Here is a 19,824-nt window from a genome sequence, read left to right on the forward strand (position 1 = left end):
TTAGCCCAAGTCGAACTCAATATTGTCGATTAAGCGGGTACGACCAAGGCGCGCTGCCCCAAGTGCTACCAGTTTCTGATTGTCAGTGCTTGCTGGTAGCAAGGTATCCTGATTTCTGATGCTGATGTAATCCACTATCCAGCCTAGCTGGGTCAGATATTGTGTGGTTTGGGATTCAATCTCGGTAAACCCCAGTTTTTTCTTCTTAACAGCATCTACTACTAGTTTTAACGCACGACTCAGACGCTGTGCTTCTAGTCGTTCTGCCGGGTTCAGGTAGCCATTTCGTGAACTCATGGCTAATCCGTCTTCTTCACGTATGGTCTCGCCCGCGACAATTTCAATCGGCAGGTTAAATTGGCTGACGAGCTGGCGAATTATAAATAGCTGCTGAAAATCCTTTTTGCCAAACACAGCAACATCCGGTCGTACGATATTAAATAGCTTTGATACCACGGTGGCTACACCAGCGAAATGGCCAGGGCGGCTTGCGCCACAAAGCTCTTCAGCGATTGCTGGTGGCAAAATGGTCATGGTTTGCGGTGTTGGATAAACTTCACTTTCACTGGGGGCAAATACTATATCTACGCCAGCGGCTTCAAGTTTTTTACAGTCTGCATCCAGTGTGCGTGGGTAGGCGGCAAGATCTTCATTCACCCCAAATTGCAGAGGGTTAACGAAAATGCTGACCACTATGCAATCACTTTGCTGTTTTGCCAGGTTCACTAAATGAATATGGCCTGCATGCAAGTTGCCCATGGTAGTGACCAAGCCAATGTTTTTCTGTGATGCCAACCTGAGCCGTAACTCGGCAATCGTATAGATAATCTGCATTATTGATAACTGGAAAGGGAATATTAAAAGCTATGTTTAGCTGCGGGGAATGTTTTGTCTTTTACTGCGAGCACATAAGTTGCAACTGCTTCTTGTATGCTCGTTGCACCTTGCATGAAGTTACGCACAAAGCGTGGTGACTTGCCATGATAGATGCCCAGCATGTCTTGCAATACCAAGACTTGTCCTGAACAATCCACCCCTGCGCCGATGCCGATGGTTGGGATATGGATGCTGCTGGTGATAGTTTTTGCCAAGCTGGCGGGTAGCATTTCAAGCACGATCATGCCTGCACCAGCATTCTCTAATGCTTGTGCATCGCTTACTAGTTGTTGCGCCGATGCATCATCTTTCCCTTGCACACGATACCCACCAAGCTGATGTACTGATTGTGGCGTTAGCCCCAAGTGGCCGCAGACAGGGATGCCGCGCTCAACCAGAAATCTGACGGTTTCAACCATCACCGTTCCACCCTCAAGCTTGACCATGTGCGCGCCAGCAGCCATTAAGCGGCTGGCATTGCGCAAGGCTTGTTCGGGGCTTTGCTGGTAACTGCCAAACGGCATATCACTGACGATATAGGCTTTTTTTGTTCCTGCTGCTACCGCACGGGTATGGTAAACCATTTGCGATAAGGTGACAGAAAGCGTGCTGCTATTGCCTTGGAGCACCATGCCGAGTGAATCGCCGACCAGCAAGACGTCAACGCCTGCGCTTTCACACAGGCTGGCAAAACTGGCATCGTAGCAAGTCAGGACAGCAATCTTTTCGCCGTCTTGAGCTAACTGTTGTAGTTTAACTAGATTCATTAGCGCTATTTTTATTCAAAATTTGGATTAAAGAATTCGCGTTGCCCACGAATCTGCATAATGCGCTCAATCAGCAGCTTGAGCGATTCGTCGCTGGCTGCGGTATCCAGTTTTTCATTATTCACAATCAGGATCGGTGAAGAATCGTACTGGTGAAAATACTCGCTGTAGGCATCGGCCAAGCGTTGTAAGTATTCACGAGGAATATCCTGCTCATAACGAATCTTGCGTTGGTTCACACGCTCAACAAGCGCATCCACAGGGGTTTGCAGGTAGATCACCAAATCTGGTTTCGGTATCTGCAATTGCAGGTGCTGGTACATCTGGCGATAGAGAGAGAACTCCTCATCGTCTAGATTCAGCCTGGCAAATAATGGATCTTTTTCCAGGAAAAAATCGGCGATGATGGCATGGTGAAACATGTCGCGCTGAGTTAAATCACGGATCTGCTCTGCGCGCTGAAACAAAAAGAAAATCTGTGTGGGCAAGGCATAACGCGGCGCATCTTGATAAAAGCGGGGCAGGAATGGATTAGCCTCGGCATTTTCCAACAGCAGGTTCACTGGATATTGATCGGCCAACCGATTGACTAGCGTAGTTTTACCGCTGCCTATAGGCCCTTCAACCACAATGTATGGAAATTTATCGAAAATACTCATGCTTTTTTCTTGTCAGGGTTCACTATTTCAACGGACTGGCCTGCATAACTAACTGCAATGTCGCTGACTTTTCCAATATTCGGAATGATAACGTCTGGCGCGATTTCCACCAAAGGTTGCATGACAAAGCCACGTAAATGCATGCGAGGGTGCGGCAATGTCAATATGCTTGTTTGCATCGATACATCATCGAAAAGCAGTAAATCTAAATCCAGCACCCTGGGCGCATTGGGGAATGGACGTTCACGCCCATGCGAGTTTTCCAGGGCCAGCAAAGCATCCAATAATTCAGGTGCGTTTAGTGCAGTTTCTACTTCGGCCACGGCGTTAATAAAATCTGGCTGATTATCGTAGCCTACGGGTGACGTTTTGTAGAGCGACGATGCTTTAATCAGCGTGGTTTGCGGTAATTCATTCAATTCGTTGATGGCATTGCCAACCTGTAACTCTGGGTTTTGTAAATTGCTCCCCAGCGCGACAAATGCGCGATGTTTCTGCATGCTAATCATTCGTAGCTGAACTAGATACCAGTGCTTGAAGCAGCAGTTGAAGTTTTTTTACGTGAGCGACGACGGCGTTTTTTTGGCTCAGTATCTGGTAACAGCATGGCTTGACGTTTTTCACCCTCGGCGCTGGCAAAATCTGTCCACCATTTACCCAACTCGATTGGTAATTCGCCTGACTCACAACGCAGTAGCAGAAAGTCATAAGCCGCACGATAACGTGGGTGCTCAAGCAGGCTGTAGGGACGTTTACCTGCGCGTTGTTCAAAGCGTACTTGTAAGCCCCAGATTTCTTTCATGGTCACACTGAAGCGTTTATGAATCGCTAGTTTTTCGGCCTGTGTATCAATGATTTCGTTCATTGCCAGATGCAGTGCAGGGATGCTGTTTTCTCCCAGGTCTTTATATTTTTTCCAGGCCACGAGCACTTCATGCCAAAGCAGGGTCGCAAATAAAAAGCTGGGTGAAACAGGTTTTTCGGCCAGTACACGGTCATCGGTATTTTTGAGCGCCAATTTAACAAAACGCTCACCCATCGGCTGTTCAAGCACTACATCAAGCATGGGTAGCAAGCCATGGTGCAAGCCGTGATGGCGTAAAGCATTCACACTTTCAAGTGCGTGACCCGATAAAAACAGTTTGAGCATTTCATCAAACAAGCGCGATGGTGGGACATCGCCCAACGCATCAGCTAGTTTGGGAATAGGCGCTTCGGTTGCTTGTTCGATTTTTAAGCCAAGTTTCGCAGACAGCCTGATGGCACGCAGCATGCGCACAGGGTCTTCACGATAGCGGGTGACGGGGTCACCAATCATGCGTAAAACGCCTGCCTGAATGTCGGCAACACCATCATGAAAATCCAGAATCTCTTCATTGGATGGGTCGTAATACAGGGCATTGGCGGTGAAGTCGCGTCGTAGGGCATCTTCAACCTGGTTGCCAAATACGTTGTCGCGCAAAATACGGCCACTGTCGGCTACCTTGGCGTCATTCTGTTCGCTATCAGCCAAGTGGCTGCCGCGGAAGGTTGAAACCTCTACGGTTTCATCGCCATACATGACATGCACTAGGCGGAAACGGCGGCCGATAATGCGGGAACGGCGAAATACACGATTCACTTCTTCTGGCGTTGCGTCGGTCGCAATATCAAAATCTTTGGGGCGTTTCTTCAGCAGTAAATCGCGCACTGCACCGCCAACCACGTAAGCCTCAAAACCAGCTTTCTGCAAGCCTTCTGTAGTTTTGATTGCGCCTATGCTTAATAGGCTACGGTCTATACGATGGGTTTTTTTGAGGATGCGCTTTGCATTCAGATCAGACTTGCGCTTGGTCTTTTTGTTGGGCGTTGATGTAACGGCCGAAACAGTTTCAGCAGTTTTCTTACTTTTTGAATTGAAAACGCGTTGCAGCAGTTTTTTGATCATTAATGGAATCTAGTTGCACTGGAGAATAAATCGTAATGGCTCAATTATATACGATTAGCCAAGGCACTTGCCGATTCCAATCAACTGCTTGCTGTCACTTTTATCTGAAGCGATAAGTCTGAAAGATTAAGTCTGCTTGGATTGAAAGATTTTATAGAGTCCGATACCTGCCAACATACCTAATGTGAATATCACGGGTTGCAGGCCGGCGCTGAGTAATGAGGCAATCGCAGGCCCAGGGCAGTAGCCTGCCAACCCCCAGCCTACGCCAAAGATCAATGCCCCAATGACCAGTTTTCGGTCTATCTGCTTATCGTCTGGTAGCGAGATACTTTCACCAAGGATAGTCTGGCCACGCTTTTTGGCGAGTGCAAATGCAAATACACCAACCAGAATAGCGCCGCCCATCACAAAAGCTAATGAGGGATCCCACAGGCCAGTAATATCAAGAAAACCTTTGACTTTGGCTGGGTTGGTCATGCCAGACAAGATGAGACCAAGCCCAAAAATAATGCCAGAAAGACCTGCGAAAATTAGTTGCATGATGATAATTAACCGATGAGGTGGCGCACGATGAATACTGCAACAAAGCCAGCAAACATAAATGACAGGGTTGCCACCAGTGAACGCAGCGAGCCACGAGAAAGGCCGCAGACGCCATGCCCGCTGGTGCAGCCAGACGAGGCTGTAGTGCCGATGCCTACTAACACTCCTGCAATCAGCAGCACTAATAAGCTGGTCTGGTTTTCAGTGCTTGGAAGCGGCTGTACTAGGCCATAAATAAAAGGCGAAATGACTAGCCCAATAATAAATACCCAGCGCCAAGCGGCTTGTTGTTTTGCGATAAGCCCGCCCAATATACCGCTCACGCCTGCAATTTTTCCATTGAACAGTACCAAGATGGCGGCAGCCAAGCCTATTAGTGCACCGCCAGCGAGTGAAGCCAGCGGTGTGAAGTGTGCCCAGTCGATGATCATGATGTTTTATTTGCGCGGTTAATTAAAACGAGACAGCTAGTTTAACCATTTATAGCGCCCAACCATAGGCAACGCCTACTGAATCTTGGCGCATTTTGAGGTTCACTTCTCCGCCACCAAAAAGGCCAGGGATTGAGCCGCTGCCATTAACGGTATTTTCAAACGCATGCAAATAGCTGAATGATAGCTCGCTCTTGTTTTCAAATTTCCAGGTAGAGCCAAAGGTCAAGTGGTTTTGCACAACAGCTGGCGCGAGTATGTTGAATAAAGTTTCGCTATTAGGGATAGGTTGGTCGGAATGGTTGTAACCAGCGCGCAGGGTGAGTTTGTCATCATAGGCATAGATTGCTCCCAGTTTATAAACCGTGACGTCTTTCCAGCCAAAACCGGGGCCGTTGTTGGAGCCTAGTTGGTTGCCAGTAAAGAAATTCGCCAATGAATTGCCGACTGAATCTACGTCACTGTATTGAATGCGTTGAACATCTCCCGCAATCGTCAGGGCTGGTGTCGCTTTTACAGCAATACCAGCACCAAACGTGGCTGGTACATCAAAGCTGCCTTGTTCCGCAAACAAGCCTTTATATTTATCAAACTTGCTGGTGTAGGTCTTGGTTTGGTAGCTCGCACCAAGCGACACATAATCACCGAATTGCCCTAACCAGCCAACATGCAGACCTGCGCCATATGATTGGTCAAAGCCTTTATTGGTGACATCGTTTGGCGATTGCGAAGATGGATTGGCAAAGTTTTCTAGCCCTTTGGCAGCAAACCGCTGGTAGGCAAGATTTAAAGTAACGCCCAGAGATTGCGTTGGTGTGATTTTCCAGGCAATAGTCGGCGCGACAAAGACCTGTACAAAATCAATTTTTGCCGGAGATGACCCTAACAAAGGCACAGCCCGGTCGTAATTGGCATTCATACCACCATTGCCATAAACGGCAACGCCCAGCGATAGCTGTGGTGACACCTGTTTGCTATAACCAAACTCAGGGATGATGAAATTCTTCTGGTCATTAGCATCGTAAGTACCGTTGAATCCAGGTGCTGGGCTACCCGTAATCTCGGACTCGCGGATTGGGCGGAACCAGGTCGCGCCTATATCGATTCTGTCACCGATCCAGGCTAATCCGGCTGGGTTGGTTGCTACAGTTAAAGTGTCTTGGGGCAAGGCATAGCCAACACCACCAGCGCCCTGTGATTTAACGCCGTATCCAGGGGCGAAGTAGCCATCGGTTGCGTGTGCTTGGCTACCGGCGAGCAAAGTGGCTAGCGTTAAGAGTTTGTAGTGAAATTTCATGTTGAGTCCTTATTTCTAAATGAGCGATTTGCAAATAAAAAAAGAGGCTAGTGCGTTTGCACTAGCCTCCAGTTGTCAGGTTGGCTTAAATTAAAGTTGGTATTTATGTAGCTTGATTTAGAAACACCCGCACGTTTCTTGGCCTGATGAATACGTGTTCACCTTCGCTAATGGCAAGTTCGCGGAAGCGTTCTTTAGTTAGCTCGGCTTCGATGATTTCTGTATCGTCTTTCCGCTGCAGTTCCAGCCTGACCAGCGGACCAATCGCGTGGATATAATTTACAACGGCTTCAAATGAGGCTTCACCGTTCTGCTCTTTATGTACTTCAATATCATGTGGGCGAACATAGGCAAAGGCGGCGCTGTCTTTGGTGTCTTCATGCGCATTGAGTTTGAGTTCAATATCACCAATCTTCGCCAAACCATCATTCACGCGGCTATGGAATAGATTCACATTGCCCAAGAATTGATACACAAAAGGCGATGCAGGGAAGTCATAGACTTCTTGCGGGGAGCCAATTTGTTCGATCTTGCCTTGGTTCATGACCACGATGCGGTCAGCGACTTCTAGCGCTTCCTCCTGATCGTGCGTCACGAATACGCTGGTGATGTGTAGTTCGTCATGCAAGCGGCGTAACCAGCGGCGTAAATCTTTACGCACTTTTGCATCTAGCGCGCCAAACGGCTCATCCAGCAGCAACACTTTTGGTTCTACAGCCAGCGCACGTGCCAATGCAATACGCTGACGCTGCCCACCAGAAAGCTGCGGTGGATAACGGTCTGCCAGCCAGTCAAGTTGGACTAGTTCCAGTAGTTTGTGTACGCGTCTGTGAATTTCAGCATTGGTCGGGCGAGTGGCTTTTGGACGCACACGCAAACCAAACGCGACATTCTCAAATACTGACATATGGCGGAACAACGCATAGTGCTGGAATACAAACCCTACTTCGCGGTCACGCACGCTGCGGTCTGTGGCGTTGTTGCCATGGAATAATATGCTGCCTGAGTCTGGTGCTTCCAGCCCGGCAATAATGCGTAGCAAGGTGGTTTTGCCGCAACCAGAAGGGCCAAGTAGCGCAACCAATTCCCCATTCGGCACATCCAGGCTGATGTCTTTCAGCGCTTGGAAGCTACCAAAGCCTTTTACAATATTACGAATCTCAATACTCATTATTAAGCCTTTATTTTATTGACTGCTGTTCATGCGTTAATCTGATGCCAGATTTCATTACTCATTCGCTGCCGCAAGCTTTCCACTTTTTTCTGCACCGTAATCTGTTCTCCATTCAATGAAGCTCTTCAATGCCAGTGTGACCAGCGCAAGCAATGCTAATAGAGATGCCACTGCGAAAGCTGCAGAGTAGTTGTATTCGTTATAGAGGATTTCCACATGCAAAGGCATGGTGTTGGTAAGCCCACGGATATGGCCAGAAACCACTGATACCGCGCCAAATTCGCCCATGGCACGGGCATTGGTTAGAATCACGCCATAGAGCAAGCCCCATTTGATATTAGGCAGGGTAACTCGCCAAAGCATTTGCCAGCCAGATGCGCCGAGCACTAACGCAGCTTCTTCTTCCTCTTTACCTTGTGCTTGCATCAGCGGAATCAATTCACGTGCCACAAAGGGAAAGGTGACGAATATCGTAGCTAAGACGATGCCAGGAATAGCAAAAATCACTTTGTAATCATGGTCGATAATCCATGAGCCAAACCAGCCTTGCAGCCCAAATATCAACACATAGATCAAGCCTGCAATTACAGGCGATACTGCAAACGGCAGGTCAATCAGCGTAATCAGAATGCTCTTGCCACGAAATTCAAATTTGGCAATCGCCCAGGCGGCAGCAACGCCGAATACCAGATTAAGCGGTACTGAGATCGCAGCAGCAATCAGCGTGAGCTTGATTGAAGATAAAGCGTCTTCATCGACCAGTGCTGCGAAGTAGGCACCGAAACCTTTACGCAAAGCCTCAGTAAATACGGCGGCTAAAGGCACAAACAGGAACAGGCTTAAAAATACCAGGGTAACTGCAATCAGTAACCAACGTATCCATGCGGGTTCTGAGGTCGCACGACTACGGGCCACTTTGGCGTTGTATTTCCCTAATTGTGTAATTGCAACTGCGGACATATTGACCTTTAGTATTTTCTAATTTTAACGGGATTCTGTAATGCGCTTATTCGTCCACCACTGCAGCCCATTGATGGCGAACAGTAAGATGAATGAAACAACCAGCATCACCACTGCCACAGCGGTCGCGCCTACATAGTCATATTGTTCAAGCTTGGTGATGATGATCAGTGGGGTGATTTCAGACACCATCGGCATGTTGCCCGCAATAAAGATCACCGAGCCGTATTCACCAATAGCGCGCGCGAAAGCCAGTGCAAAGCCTGTGAGCAGGGCCGGCCAAATGGCGGGCAAGATAATCTTGCTGAATGTCTGCCAACGGTTTGCACCAAGGCTGGCAGCAGCTTCTTCAGTTTCTGCTTCTAAATCTGCCAGTACGGGTTGTACTGTACGCACTACGAAAGGCAAGCCAATAAAGGTTAGTGCAACTACAACGCCTAATGGTTTGAATGCCACCTGAATGCCATGAGGTTCAATAATGCTGCCTATCCAGCCGTTCGAGGCATAGACGGCGGTGAGCGCGATACCAGCCACTGCTGTCGGCAATGCGAAAGGTAGGTCAACCAGGGCGTCCACGAATTTTTTGCCTGGGAATGTGTAGCGCGTGAGCACCCATGCGGTCAACAGGCCAAATACTGCGTTGATTAAAGCAGCAATCAGCGAAGCGCCAAACGTGAGTTTGTAGGAGGCCATGACGCGCGGCGCGGTGACCACATGCCAGAACTCTTCAAAGGTAAATGCGGTGGTTTTGATAAACGCGGCAGACAGCGGAATCAGAACAATCAGGCTTAAATATAAAAGCGTATAGCCAAGTGAGAGGCCAAAGCCAGGTAAAACATTATGCTGCTTACTTTTTTTAAATAGGGGCATGGGCGATGGCTTAATAAATAATGGCTTAGTGAGAGTTCAAAGGTAATTCGATTCGCGAGTCGTAATGTAACAGTGCTCGTTATAACTTAAAAATAATATGTTTTTATATTGATATAACTTAATCGGCTAATGAGTCGCCTTAATTTCTATCACAATCCAGTGCTTGATACATTTTGATACTTGCAACTGCCTGTTTAGCGCATGGAAAATCAAAAACGGTATTTCTTTGGCATAGTCATTCCCATGTTTTATAGAACTATTTTTATCAAATGGAACTCAGTATTTTTACTGAGCATTTTATGGCGCGATTTTTTATGAATAATCCATTACTTCGATTGATGAATGTTTTGATAGTCAGCGTAGTTATGCTGCTCTCACTATCTACATTTGCAGCTGAAGATTCAGGCTCAATACCTAGCAAGCCCAGCTCGCCTTATCCAGCGGTGCTTGATGCCAGCGCGAATAGCAATGGTGATGTAGAGCCTATCAAGATCGCTTCAGTGTATGGCACGCTGGCGCTTAAGGAATATAAGCTGCCCTTCGAGGATGCTTATCCCTCTGGCTCGTTTGAAAAATTGAATAAAAACCAGTTTATATTTATTAGCAAATGTGGCGACGTGTATTTCAGTAATCTTGATTTCACTAAGCCTGATGGTGAGTTGGTGCTGGTTAAGCCTGCCAAAGCTTTATCCAAATACACTCCAGGTAGCGATGAATCCACTGATGAAAGTAGTAGTAAAAAAGTAGTTTATTGCAAAGATTTATCTGGTGTTAAGGATTCATTAATTGTTAAGAACTCACTGTTTGTTGCCTATACCACTTGGGATGAGCAGAACAACGGTGCGCGTTTGGCTGTATCTGAGTTTGATCTTGATCTGGTTAATTCGGAAGTGACTTTCAAACGGGAAATCTATTTAAGCCGCCCCGCGATTAAAGAGCCATTTTTGGGTCACCAAGTTGGTGGGAAAATGGCCTTGGGCGAAAACGAAAATACTTTGTATCTGGCGATTGGTGATTTTTCCAAACCTGACAAAGTGCAGGATAAAACTACTTCACTAGGTAAAGTCATCAAGATCGATCTCAAAAGCCTGAGTGCTGAAGTCTATGCGACTGGTTTCAGGTCGCCCAATGGCGGCTTGTTTTATGATCATGAAACCAATGAACTATGGCTGGATGATCATGGGCCTCGAGGCGGGGATGAGATCAATCTAGTCAAACGAGGCAAGAACTATGGCTGGCCTATAGTGAGCTACGGCACAATTTATGAACGTGATGGCATTGGCGGCTACTACGGTAATAAATTCAATAATCATGAGGGTTACGAAAAACCTGCGATGACCTTTGTGCCCTCTATTGGCATTGGTCCCATCGCCAAATACGCGAGCACAGGCAAAAACGACTACTGGGATAACGATTACTTTGTTGCGGGTATGGGTTCAATGACCTTGCTGCGCATCAGAAAAGAGGGTACTAATCTGGTTTATGCCGAACCAGTACTAACTGGCTATCGCATACGCGCTATCAAGATTGACCCAGATGGCACCTTCTATTTAAAGACTGATCACAATCAGTTGCTTATTTCTGATTAAACGCGGTTTGACGTTGCTGGGAAATAACGCTTTTCTTGTAGTGCATCGGCAGTTGCAGGTTTGCCAAGAAAGTTACCCTGTATCAGCTCGCCGCCACTGGCAAAGGCAATATCCAGTTGCAGCTGTGTTTCTATGCCTGTGAATATTGGCTTGGCACCTGAATCTTTTACCAAGCGTACCAAGGCAGGCAATATCTGGTGTACACGGCTGTTCTTCTGCGCAGCCTGAATGACGCTTAAATCAAACTTTACGTATTCAGGCGTAAATTTCCATAGGCGATCGATGTTCGAGCGGTCACTGCCAAAGTTATCCAGCGCAATCTTATAGCCACGGTCTCGGTAATTCTCGATGGCTTCCAGTAATTGTTTGTCCTGCTCAACCAGCGCTTCTTTAATCTCAATTACCACACGGTCGGTGGCAACAGAGTTTGAGTGCAATATGCGTTCAAATACCTTGCCATGGCCATTCACGCTGATGAGTAGCTTGGGGTGTACATTCAAAAATAGCAGCCCGTTTTCATCATATATCTGACGGAAATTCAGTACATGCAATGTGCGGCTTACGCGGTCAAATTGCACCAATTTGCCAGACTGCTCGGCATAGCTAAATGCAAACTCTGGGCTGCTCGGTAATTCGCCGCCCAATGATGGTCGTAGAAAAGCCTCATGGCCATGTAGTTCACCCGCAGCACTGTCATAGATTGGCTGGAAAGCACTATTCAGTTGCACGCCCAAATAAGTGCTATTGAACTCGCCCGTGGTTTGTTCTTGAAGGCCATATTCATCAAAATCGAGGAATAAGGAGTCATGCAACTGTTGCCTGAGCTTTTCCAGATGTGATGATGAGATTGCAGTTTTTGCCATGAGATTTCCTGATACTTACTTAAAATTATTTAATGTAAATCTGATCAAAATTTGCGCCGTCTGCAAAATGTACTTTTTGCACATTAGCCCAACCGCCAAAGGTGTCATCCACGGTAAAGAACTGGACTGGTTTAAAGTCAGCTTTATGTTTTGCCGCGCTGGCTTCTACTTGAGGTCGTAAAGAGTGCTTCACTGCCAACTCTTGACCAATGTCTGAATAATGGAATTCAAGATATGCTTGTGCTACTTTGCGCGTGCCGTGCTTATCTACAACGCGGTCAACCAGGCTGATTGGGTTCTCAGCAAGAATACTGATGGATGGATATACAACTTCAAACTGGTCACCACCAAGCTCTTTTTTGATTAGTGCAACTTCGTTTTCAAATGTTAATAATGCATCGCCAATGTCGCGTTGAACAAATGTTGTTGTTGCGCCGCGACCACCTGTATCTAGTACAGGGACATTTTTGAATAGTTTGGTCACAAACTCTTTGGCTTGGGCATCAGTACCACCTTTTTTAAGCACAGAGCCCCATGCTGCGAGATAAGCATAGCGACCATTACCAGAGGTTTTAGGGTTGGCGATGACTACATCAATGCCAGACTTAATCAAATCATCAAAGTCCTTGATGTGTTTTGGGTTGCCTTTACGTACCAGTATCACTGTGGTTGAGGCAGTCGGTGAGCTGTTGTTAGGCAGGCGCTTTTGCCAGTCTTTAGGAATCAAGCGTGCGCGTTCGTAAAGAATATCAATGTCGGTAGGCTGGTTCATCGAAATCACATCTGCTTCAAGGCCATCAACAACAGAACGCGCTTGCTTGCTGGAGCCGCCATGCGATTGATTGATCGTTACAGTTTCGCCTGTTTTTTCTTTCCAGTATTTGGCAAATGCTGGGTTGAAGTCTTTATAGAATTCGCGGGTGACATCGTATGAAACATTCAGAATTGCAGTGTCAGCGGATGCAATATTCGGCAATGAAATAATAAATAAAAACCCAAGAACAACCCCTGAAATTAAACGCTTAAGCATTAGGTACTCCCTTTTTGTTTTGATATTACTGATAAATTAATCAGTGTGGAATATAGGGATTTACCAAAATAATGTAAAAGAATATATAAATATAATGATAGTTATATTTATTATTTAGGGGCTCGAGTTTTTCTCATTAACGTCAAACTCGATTGGGCGGGTTGCCCCGCCCGTGTTAAGGGTTTTACTTTATATCGGTGATGATGTAATTCGCACCATCTTTTTCCAAGGTGAAATCAACCTTGTCGCCACTTTTGGTTTTATCCAACAGCATCTTGTCTTTCACCTTGAAGCTCATAGTCATTGCTGGCCAGCTAATTGCAGCAATAGCATCATGTTTCAAGATGACACTGCTATCGGCTTTATTAACCGAGACGACAGTACCTTTGCCAGTAATCGCTTTTGCTGGTGCTGCCATTTTGCTAGAAGGCATTTTCATGTCCTTCATATCATCCGCATTTGCATTGCCAGCCAATAGACCGAGGCTCATTAATAGGGTAAATGTGAGTGTTTTCATGGGTGTTCCTTTCAGAGATTATTTAGTTGGTGGGTTAAATCTACTCGTGCTTAAATCTAAAAATCAGTAAATATGCTGCGGGTAGTACAAACAAAGACAGCAATGGCGCAGTCAACATGCCGCCTACCATGGGCGCCGCAATGCTGCTCATGGCTTCCGAACCAGTACCAGTACCGATCAGAATAGGTATTAGCCCGGCCAGTATCACAGCCACAGTCATAGCTTTTGGTCGGACTCTCAGCGCTGCACCTTCAATCAATGCGGCGGTTAAATCTTCATGATTGTTCAGCTTGCCTTGCTCTCTGTATCGTTTGATTGCGTCATCCAGATAAGTCAGCATGATGATGCCGAATTCAGCGGAGAGCCCAGCCAGCGCGATCATGCCGACACCACTGGCAATGGAGAAGTGATGCCCCAGAAGATAGAGAAACCAGATGGCACCCACCAGGGCGAACGGCAAGCTCCCAAGGATCAGCAAGGCGGGCGTGATACGCTTGAATGCCATGAACAACAGGATGAAAATAATGGCGAGTGTCATGGGAACCACATAGCTCAAACGCTTGGCAGCCCGCTCGAAATATTCGAACTGACCCGACCAGGCAATGGAGTAGCCTGCTGGCAGCTGTAGCTCCTGATCAATTTTGGCTTTTGCATCTTTTACAAAGCCACCAAGATCGCGGTCATGGATATCTACATAGACCCAGACATTCGGCCGCGCATTTTCACTTTTGATCATGGGCGGGCCGTCGGTGATCTTGATCTCAGCTACCGCACCCAAAGGCACTGTCGCCCCTTTTTCTGTAATCATAGGCAAGGACTTCAGTTTTTCTACCGAATCACGAAGTTCTCGCGGAAAGCGGACATTGATTGGGTATCGTGCCAAGCCATCAACTTTTTCAGCAACATTGTCACCACCAATGGCAGTCGAAACAAAGGCCTGAACATCGGCCATGCTTAAGCCATAACGGGCAGCTTGCAGTCTATCTATCCTGATATCTACATAGCGTCCGCCAGTTACACGCTCGGCAATGACTGAGCTTGCTCCTGGAACTGTTTTAATGATGCGCTCTACCTGTTCACCAAGTTTTTCTAGAGTGGCCAGGTCAGGGCCACCGATCTTGATGCCGACTGGGCTCTTGATACCCGTGGATAACATATCGATACGGTTACGAATGGGCTGCACCCAGACATTGGCCATGCCAGGAATCTTGAGGCGGCTATCTAGTTCATCGATCAGTTTCTGTGGTGTCATGCCTGGTCGCCATTCCGAACGTGGCTTCAGCTGAATCGTAGTTTCAAGCATCTCCAGTGGAGCTGGATCAGTGGCACTTTCAGCACGTCCTGATTTGCCAAATACGGTTTTCACTTCCGGCACAGTTTTGATCAGGCGATCAGTCAGTTGCAATATCTCGGCAGCTTTTGATACCGATAAACCTGACAGTGCCGTCGGCATATAGAGCAAATCACCTTCATCCAGCGGCGGCATGAATTCACTGCCTATCCTGTCCAGTGGCCATAGACTGACTAGGACTAATAAGAGTGCAATCACTAGGGTCAGCTTGGGATGCCTCAGCACGCTTGCTAATAATGGCCGATAGGCATTGATCAGCCAGCGGTTGAGCGGATTCTCCTGTTCTGAACGAATGCGACCACGGATAAACAAGGTCATCAGTACTGGTACCAATGTCACCGACAAACCAGCGGCAGCTGCCATGGCATAGGTCTTGGTAAACGCCAGCGGCGCGAACAGTTTGCCTTCCTGCGCTTCCAGTGTGAATACTGGGATGAAGGATAAAGTAATGATGAGTAGTGAGAAGAACAGCGCTGGACCAACTTCGCGTGCAGCCTCGATGATCAAAGCAATTTGCTGAGCTCGATCTGGTGGGCCAAGCTTATTACTATATTGCTGGTGGCTATATTGCTCCAGCTTGCGATGCGCATTTTCGATCATGACAATCGCCGCATCCACCATTGCGCCGATAGCGATGGCGATACCGCCCAGCGACATGATATTGGCGTTGATACCCTGGTAGTACATGACAATAAAGCTGACCAAAATACCCAATGGCAGCGCCACGATGGCTACTAATGCAGAACGCAAATGCCAGAGAAAAACGGCACATACCAACGCGACTACGATGAATTCCTCAATCAATTTATGACTAAGGTTATCCACCGCGCGGCGTATCAATTGCGAGCGGTCGTAGGTCGTCACGATCTCAACGCCTTCGGGCAGGCTTTTTTTCAGACTGGCGAGCTTTGCCTTGACCGTATCAATCGCTTCCAGCGCATTCTGCCCAGCACGCATCACAATCACGCCGCCGGTAACTTCACCTTCGCCATTGAGTTCAGTGACGCCACGTCGTAACTCTGGCCCAATCTGAATCTGCGCCACGTCGGAAAGCAGGATGGGCGTACCACTATCACTGACGGAAATTGGAATGTGTCTAAAATCATCCAGTGATTCCAGATAGCCATGAGCACGCACCATGTATTCCGCTTCACCACTTTCAATCACTGCGCCGCCCGTTTCCTGATTGGCGGATTGCAGCGCAGTCACCACCTTGGATAAGGGGATGCGGTAATTACGTAATTTATCCGGGTCAACCTGTACCTGATATTGCCGCACCATGCCGCCTAGCGTGGCGACCTCTGCAACCCCAGGGATGGTCTTCAATTCGAACTTGAGGAACCAGTCCTGCAAGGCGCGCAGTTCACCCAGGTCGTGTTTGCCAGTACGGTCAACCAGCGCATATTCATACACCCAGCCAACACCCGTGGCATCTGGCCCCAAACTCGGATTCACGCCCTTGGGCAGGCGTGAAGAAATCTGGCTCAAATATTCCAGTACCCGCGAGCGTGCCCAGTATTGATCGGTGCCATCGTTAAACAGGATATAAACAAAGGAATCGCCAAAGAAAGAATAACCACGCACAGTCTTCACGCCAGGCACTGAGAGCATGGTGGTCGTCAGCGGATAGGTCAGCTGATTCTCGACAATCTGTGGTGCTTGGCCTGGCCATTGAGTACGTATAATTACCTGGGTATCAGAGAGATCAGGGATAGCATCAAGTGGCGTTCGCAGCATGGCGAACACGCCCCAGGCAGCAATAAGCAATATACCCAGTATGACCAGCAAGCGATTGCTGGCGGACCAGCTAATGACGCGCGCAATCATGGTTTTTCACCTTTCATGCTGTCATGCGACATGTCCATACCCTTCATGTCATCTTGCATGTTGGCTGGAGGAGTCGCATCCTGCTTCGATAGTCTTGCCAAAACCCCAGACAACGAGGCTTCTGAATCAATCAGGAATTGACCTGAACTGACGACTTGTTCGCCTTCGCTCAAACCTTGGGTGATTTCGGTGTGACCGTGACTTTCTTGCCCGGTAATTACCTCAACAGGTCGGAAACCATGAGTTTCTTTAACGATGACGACCTTGCGCTGACCAGTTGAAATCACACTCTCACTTGGCACGGCCAAGGCTGAATGCGACATGCCACTCAGTCGCACATCGGCGTACATGCCAGGCCGTAATTGATTGCCAGAATTAGCCAGTTCAATACGGACGCGCAAGGTTCGCGAGGTATCATCCAGCATTGGATACAAGTAGCCAACTTTACCTTTGAGTACCTGATTTGATGAAGCTTGCAGTCTTACCTCAGCAGCACTGCCAAGTATTACCCTTGAAGCATCACGTTCAGGGATTTCTGCAATCAGCCAGACCGTCGACAGGTCATTGATCTGCATGAGCGGTGTGCCCATCATCGATTGCGCTCCTTCCTTGACTGAAAGCTCGGTTACGACACCTGAGGCTGGCGCATAGACGCCAAAGCGTGGGCTTGATTGATGGTTTTTGCTGATTGTGGCGATCTCACCTTCTGTCATTCCCAACAGTTTCAGTCGATTTCGGGCTGCCTGCTTCAATACCTCACCTTCTGCAATCGGCTCAAGGTCTGATAGCGCTAGATATTCTTGCTGAGCCGCGAGCAATTCCGGGGCATATATCTCGGCAATCTTCTGGCCTTTACGCACGGGGTCACCTACTGCACGGACTAAAAGGCGCTCAACAAAGCCAGGAATCCGGGTTTGTACTGCGTAATAACCACGCTCATCTGGCTCGACTCGACCAACAGCAGTGAGATCATCACCGAAATCCATCATGATTACTGACTCTATGCGCATCCCCAGGTTTTGCTGGGTATTGGATGGGATGGAAACGCCGTTATCCGAGCCAGCATCTTCAGCATATTTGGGGATCAGTTGCATATCCATAAACGGTGATTTGCCTGGTTTGTCGAATTTCTGTTCAGGTACCATCGGGTCATACCAATAGCGAACCGTTTTACCTGAGTCATCCTGCACTATCCCACCAACGGCGGGATTGGCAGGCGTCGTCATATTGCTCATGGGCTTGTTCATGCTGTACCAAGCTGCAGTGGCCACTACAGCCAAAATGATGACGATCAATATCAAATGAATGCGTTTCATGGCTGGCTCCAGCTATATAGATTGGTGTTGTTAAGCAGGTAGCCGAGCTTGACGGCGGCACGTTGCATGTCTGTCATGATGACCCAGTGCTCCATCTCTACCTCGAGGAGTGCACGACGGGCATCCCACACTTCAGAGAGGTTTCCTTTGCCAGCTTCATAGCCTGCTTGTGTGACACTTAGTCTTGATTCAGCGGCAGGGATCAAGCGTTGTTGATGTTCTTCCTCGCGCGCTTTTGCGGTGTCTGCATCTGCTTCCGCACTTTCCAGTTCTGCATTCAACTCACGTCGACGGTCTTCGGTCAGCTGGCGTGCTTTCTCCACTAAAATTAACTTCTCAGCAGCACGTTTGTCCTGACGATTGGCGCGATCCCAAGGTAGATCAACCGCCACCTGAAAGGTCACCATATCGCTGAGATCAGAACGCCGCCTGCCATACATCACTTCCCAGCTCCAGTTGAGCTCATGTTCAGCTTTGGCCTGATCTGCCTCTGACTGGGCAACGGCCTCCATTTGCTCGGCGTTTTGCAGTAGTGGGTGATGTTCGATTTCGGTAGCGCTGGATTCAGGACTGGTATTGATGCTAAAGACTGGCAACTCATTTGCCATAGGGCGTTGCGCAGCTGAACCTATCCACCGACTCAATGTTGCTCGAGCTTTGCGCTCAGCCAGAATTGCAGTGAGCTTTTTATCATTGGACATAGAAAGTTCGGCATCCAGCTTCAGCACTTCTGTAGATGATACGGCGCCAGAGCTAATACGGCTTAGCATCACCTTGCGCTCGGCAACCATTTCCTGGCTGATACGCTGATATAACTCGCTTCTGCGCTGTGCCTCATATACGTCCAGCCAGGCAAGCGCGACATCGCGCTGGATACTGCGTGCAGTGACAGATTTTTCGGTCTGGTATTGTTCAGCCGCTGCTTCTCCAGCATGAAAGGCTGCTTCACGCTTGGCCGCTGGCACCATTTCCTGCATCACGCCGACTGTCGACATGGTCATGTCGTCGCGGTTAAAACGCGCAGTATCGTTTCCCGTGATTGGTAGATTGACCACACCAACCTTCAAACGCGGGTCAGGTAGCTGGCTCGCAGCTATAGCCGCTTCACGCGAGGCAGCGGAAGCTTGATCATAAGACTGAAGCAGCGGCTGGTTCTGGGTAGCAAGCCGAATGGCTTCATCCAAAGATAAAACGGGTTCTGCACGAACAGCAGACGAGCATAACAATACAAAGCTCGCAAACAGGCTTAAAGCCTTGGTATGGGTAGTCATAAAACACTCCTGTACTTAAATTGACGACACAGGTAACTGGCAAATGCGCCTTTACCTTGAATAGTCAGCTCAAGCGGGAGGTTTTAGTGGGGGACTCAAGTCGGCAGAAATGCCGAGGGGATTGAAATAGATGGGGGTTAAATAGCTGAAATCAGCAGTAAGTGTTTTTGGTATATCAGTGAACGGTAAGGTTTGTGCAAAATGGCAACCAGCCATTGAGCAGCTATTGTGTGATGGAGATTGATGATCCTGATCTGAATTTTGTGTGGATTTTGGGCAATCATCACAATGCATATCTGGCATTGTCATTTGATCATTGGCTGCACTCATTGCGGGTGTCTGAGACATGCAAGATATTGAACAACCCGCAGCCAAAGCTGGCCCAGCGGCTAAGGCCAGAATCAGAGCTATAACAATGTGGCGGCTAAATTTAATCACGTTTTGACTTTATCACTCTTCATCAGAATCAACAATCATTCGAGCTGTGTGAGATAGTGATCAGATAAATGGTTCCAAAATAAATATTATGTTTTTTACCTAGCTTTAATATTTT

The 19,824-nt window shown here is 47.9% G+C and carries 18 protein-coding genes; 1 reads left to right on the forward strand and 17 read right to left on the reverse strand.

The genetic code is table 11. From position 1 onward, the window contains the following. The 11 genes from panC to cysT all read right to left on the reverse strand — a co-directional run bounded on the left by panC (nucleotide 1) and on the right by cysT (nucleotide 9,507). Entirely contained in the window at nucleotides 1–834 is an 834-nt protein-coding gene (gene panC / locus ZMTM_RS03320) for a pantoate--beta-alanine ligase (RefSeq protein WP_221764917.1), read from the reverse strand. 23 nt (nucleotides 835–857) lie between these two features. Then, entirely contained in the window at nucleotides 858–1,643 is a 786-nt protein-coding gene (gene panB / locus ZMTM_RS03325) for a 3-methyl-2-oxobutanoate hydroxymethyltransferase (protein WP_221764918.1), read from the reverse strand. An 11-nt stretch (nucleotides 1,644–1,654) separates the two neighbouring features. After that, nucleotides 1,655–2,302, reverse strand: coding sequence for a deoxynucleoside kinase (locus ZMTM_RS03330; protein ID WP_221764919.1), 648 nt, complete (start codon nucleotides 2,300–2,302; stop codon nucleotides 1,655–1,657). Beyond that, nucleotides 2,299–2,802, reverse strand: a complete 504-nt coding sequence (folK, locus tag ZMTM_RS03335; RefSeq protein ID WP_221764920.1) for a 2-amino-4-hydroxy-6-hydroxymethyldihydropteridine diphosphokinase — start codon at nucleotides 2,800–2,802, stop codon at nucleotides 2,299–2,301. The genes ZMTM_RS03330 and folK overlap by 4 nt, the downstream gene beginning before the upstream one ends. A 20-nt stretch (nucleotides 2,803–2,822) precedes the next feature. Then, nucleotides 2,823–4,229, reverse strand: coding sequence for a polynucleotide adenylyltransferase PcnB (gene pcnB, locus ZMTM_RS03340; protein WP_221764921.1), 1,407 nt, complete (start codon nucleotides 4,227–4,229; stop codon nucleotides 2,823–2,825). Nucleotides 4,230–4,355: 126 nt separating this feature from the next. After that, entirely contained in the window at nucleotides 4,356–4,772 is a 417-nt protein-coding gene (locus tag ZMTM_RS03345) for a DUF6691 family protein (RefSeq protein ID WP_221764922.1), read from the reverse strand. Nucleotides 4,773–4,780: 8 nt separating this feature from the next. Then, nucleotides 4,781–5,206, reverse strand: a complete 426-nt coding sequence (locus ZMTM_RS03350; RefSeq protein ID WP_221764923.1) for a YeeE/YedE family protein — start codon at nucleotides 5,204–5,206, stop codon at nucleotides 4,781–4,783. A gap of 49 nt (nucleotides 5,207–5,255) precedes the next feature. Further along, the gene (locus ZMTM_RS03355) at nucleotides 5,256–6,503 is read right to left on the reverse strand and encodes an OmpP1/FadL family transporter (protein ID WP_221764924.1); all 1,248 of its coding nucleotides are present in this window, start codon (nucleotides 6,501–6,503) and stop codon (nucleotides 5,256–5,258) included. A 103-nt stretch (nucleotides 6,504–6,606) separates the two neighbouring features. Beyond that, nucleotides 6,607–7,674, reverse strand: a complete 1,068-nt coding sequence (locus ZMTM_RS03360) for a sulfate/molybdate ABC transporter ATP-binding protein (RefSeq protein WP_221764925.1) — start codon at nucleotides 7,672–7,674, stop codon at nucleotides 6,607–6,609. A 57-nt stretch (nucleotides 7,675–7,731) separates the two neighbouring features. Beyond that, nucleotides 7,732–8,637, reverse strand: coding sequence for a sulfate ABC transporter permease subunit CysW (gene cysW, locus ZMTM_RS03365; protein ID WP_221764926.1), 906 nt, complete (start codon nucleotides 8,635–8,637; stop codon nucleotides 7,732–7,734). A 24-nt stretch (nucleotides 8,638–8,661) separates the two neighbouring features. Further along, nucleotides 8,662–9,507, reverse strand: coding sequence for a sulfate ABC transporter permease subunit CysT (gene cysT, locus ZMTM_RS03370; protein ID WP_221764927.1), 846 nt, complete (start codon nucleotides 9,505–9,507; stop codon nucleotides 8,662–8,664). 314 nt (nucleotides 9,508–9,821) lie between these two features. Here cysT and ZMTM_RS03375 point away from each other — a divergent pair, with 314 nt between their 5' ends. Continuing rightward, on the forward strand, nucleotides 9,822–11,096 hold the full coding sequence (locus ZMTM_RS03375) for a PQQ-dependent sugar dehydrogenase (RefSeq protein ID WP_225907075.1): 1,275 nt from the start codon (nucleotides 9,822–9,824) through the stop codon (nucleotides 11,094–11,096). Here ZMTM_RS03375 and ZMTM_RS03380 read toward each other — a convergent pair. The 6 genes from ZMTM_RS03380 to ZMTM_RS03405 all read right to left on the reverse strand — a co-directional run bounded on the left by ZMTM_RS03380 (nucleotide 11,093) and on the right by ZMTM_RS03405 (nucleotide 19,271). After that, nucleotides 11,093–11,959, reverse strand: a complete 867-nt coding sequence (locus ZMTM_RS03380) for an EAL domain-containing protein (RefSeq protein ID WP_221764928.1) — start codon at nucleotides 11,957–11,959, stop codon at nucleotides 11,093–11,095. The genes ZMTM_RS03375 and ZMTM_RS03380 overlap by 4 nt on opposite strands. Before the next feature lie 25 nt (nucleotides 11,960–11,984). After that, on the reverse strand, nucleotides 11,985–12,989 hold the full coding sequence (locus ZMTM_RS03385; protein WP_318840527.1) for a sulfate ABC transporter substrate-binding protein: 1,005 nt from the start codon (nucleotides 12,987–12,989) through the stop codon (nucleotides 11,985–11,987). A 184-nt stretch (nucleotides 12,990–13,173) separates the two neighbouring features. Continuing rightward, on the reverse strand, nucleotides 13,174–13,506 hold the full coding sequence (locus ZMTM_RS03390; RefSeq protein ID WP_221764929.1) for a copper-binding protein: 333 nt from the start codon (nucleotides 13,504–13,506) through the stop codon (nucleotides 13,174–13,176). 40 nt (nucleotides 13,507–13,546) lie between these two features. Further along, nucleotides 13,547–16,684 (reverse strand): efflux RND transporter permease subunit, encoded by a 3,138-nt coding sequence (locus ZMTM_RS03395; RefSeq protein WP_221764930.1) that lies wholly within the window; start codon nucleotides 16,682–16,684, stop codon nucleotides 13,547–13,549. Next, entirely contained in the window at nucleotides 16,681–18,000 is a 1,320-nt protein-coding gene (locus tag ZMTM_RS03400; protein ID WP_221764931.1) for an efflux RND transporter periplasmic adaptor subunit, read from the reverse strand. Before ZMTM_RS03400 ends, ZMTM_RS03395 begins: the two co-directional genes overlap by 4 nt. Next, nucleotides 17,997–19,271 (reverse strand): TolC family protein, encoded by a 1,275-nt coding sequence (locus ZMTM_RS03405; RefSeq protein ID WP_221764932.1) that lies wholly within the window; start codon nucleotides 19,269–19,271, stop codon nucleotides 17,997–17,999. Before ZMTM_RS03405 ends, ZMTM_RS03400 begins: the two co-directional genes overlap by 4 nt. Between the last annotated feature and the right edge of the window lie 553 nt (nucleotides 19,272–19,824).

This window comes from Methyloradius palustris, from assembly GCF_019703875.1.
Classification (GTDB): domain Bacteria; phylum Pseudomonadota; class Gammaproteobacteria; order Burkholderiales; family Methylophilaceae; genus Methyloradius; species Methyloradius palustris.

Coding starts and splice junctions, on each gene's coding strand:
- panC (WP_221764917.1), bottom strand. CDS start 834: ATGCAGATTATCTATACGATTGCCGAGTTACGGCTCAGGTTGGCATCA.
- panB (WP_221764918.1), bottom strand. CDS start 1,643: ATGAATCTAGTTAAACTACAACAGTTAGCTCAAGACGGCGAAAAGATT.
- ZMTM_RS03330 (WP_221764919.1), bottom strand. CDS start 2,302: ATGAGTATTTTCGATAAATTTCCATACATTGTGGTTGAAGGGCCTATA.
- folK (WP_221764920.1), bottom strand. CDS start 2,802: ATGCAGAAACATCGCGCATTTGTCGCGCTGGGGAGCAATTTACAAAAC.
- pcnB (WP_221764921.1), bottom strand. CDS start 4,229: ATGATCAAAAAACTGCTGCAACGCGTTTTCAATTCAAAAAGTAAGAAA.
- ZMTM_RS03345 (WP_221764922.1), bottom strand. CDS start 4,772: ATGCAACTAATTTTCGCAGGTCTTTCTGGCATTATTTTTGGGCTTGGT.
- ZMTM_RS03350 (WP_221764923.1), bottom strand. CDS start 5,206: ATGATCATCGACTGGGCACACTTCACACCGCTGGCTTCACTCGCTGGC.
- ZMTM_RS03355 (WP_221764924.1), bottom strand. CDS start 6,503: ATGAAATTTCACTACAAACTCTTAACGCTAGCCACTTTGCTCGCCGGT.
- ZMTM_RS03360 (WP_221764925.1), bottom strand. CDS start 7,674: ATGAGTATTGAGATTCGTAATATTGTAAAAGGCTTTGGTAGCTTCCAA.
- cysW (WP_221764926.1), bottom strand. CDS start 8,637: ATGTCCGCAGTTGCAATTACACAATTAGGGAAATACAACGCCAAAGTG.
- cysT (WP_221764927.1), bottom strand. CDS start 9,507: ATGCCCCTATTTAAAAAAAGTAAGCAGCATAATGTTTTACCTGGCTTT.
- ZMTM_RS03375 (WP_225907075.1), top strand. CDS start 9,822: ATGAATAATCCATTACTTCGATTGATGAATGTTTTGATAGTCAGCGTA.
- ZMTM_RS03380 (WP_221764928.1), bottom strand. CDS start 11,959: ATGGCAAAAACTGCAATCTCATCATCACATCTGGAAAAGCTCAGGCAA.
- ZMTM_RS03385 (WP_318840527.1), bottom strand. CDS start 12,989: ATGCTTAAGCGTTTAATTTCAGGGGTTGTTCTTGGGTTTTTATTTATT.
- ZMTM_RS03390 (WP_221764929.1), bottom strand. CDS start 13,506: ATGAAAACACTCACATTTACCCTATTAATGAGCCTCGGTCTATTGGCT.
- ZMTM_RS03395 (WP_221764930.1), bottom strand. CDS start 16,684: ATGATTGCGCGCGTCATTAGCTGGTCCGCCAGCAATCGCTTGCTGGTC.
- ZMTM_RS03400 (WP_221764931.1), bottom strand. CDS start 18,000: ATGAAACGCATTCATTTGATATTGATCGTCATCATTTTGGCTGTAGTG.
- ZMTM_RS03405 (WP_221764932.1), bottom strand. CDS start 19,271: ATGACTACCCATACCAAGGCTTTAAGCCTGTTTGCGAGCTTTGTATTG.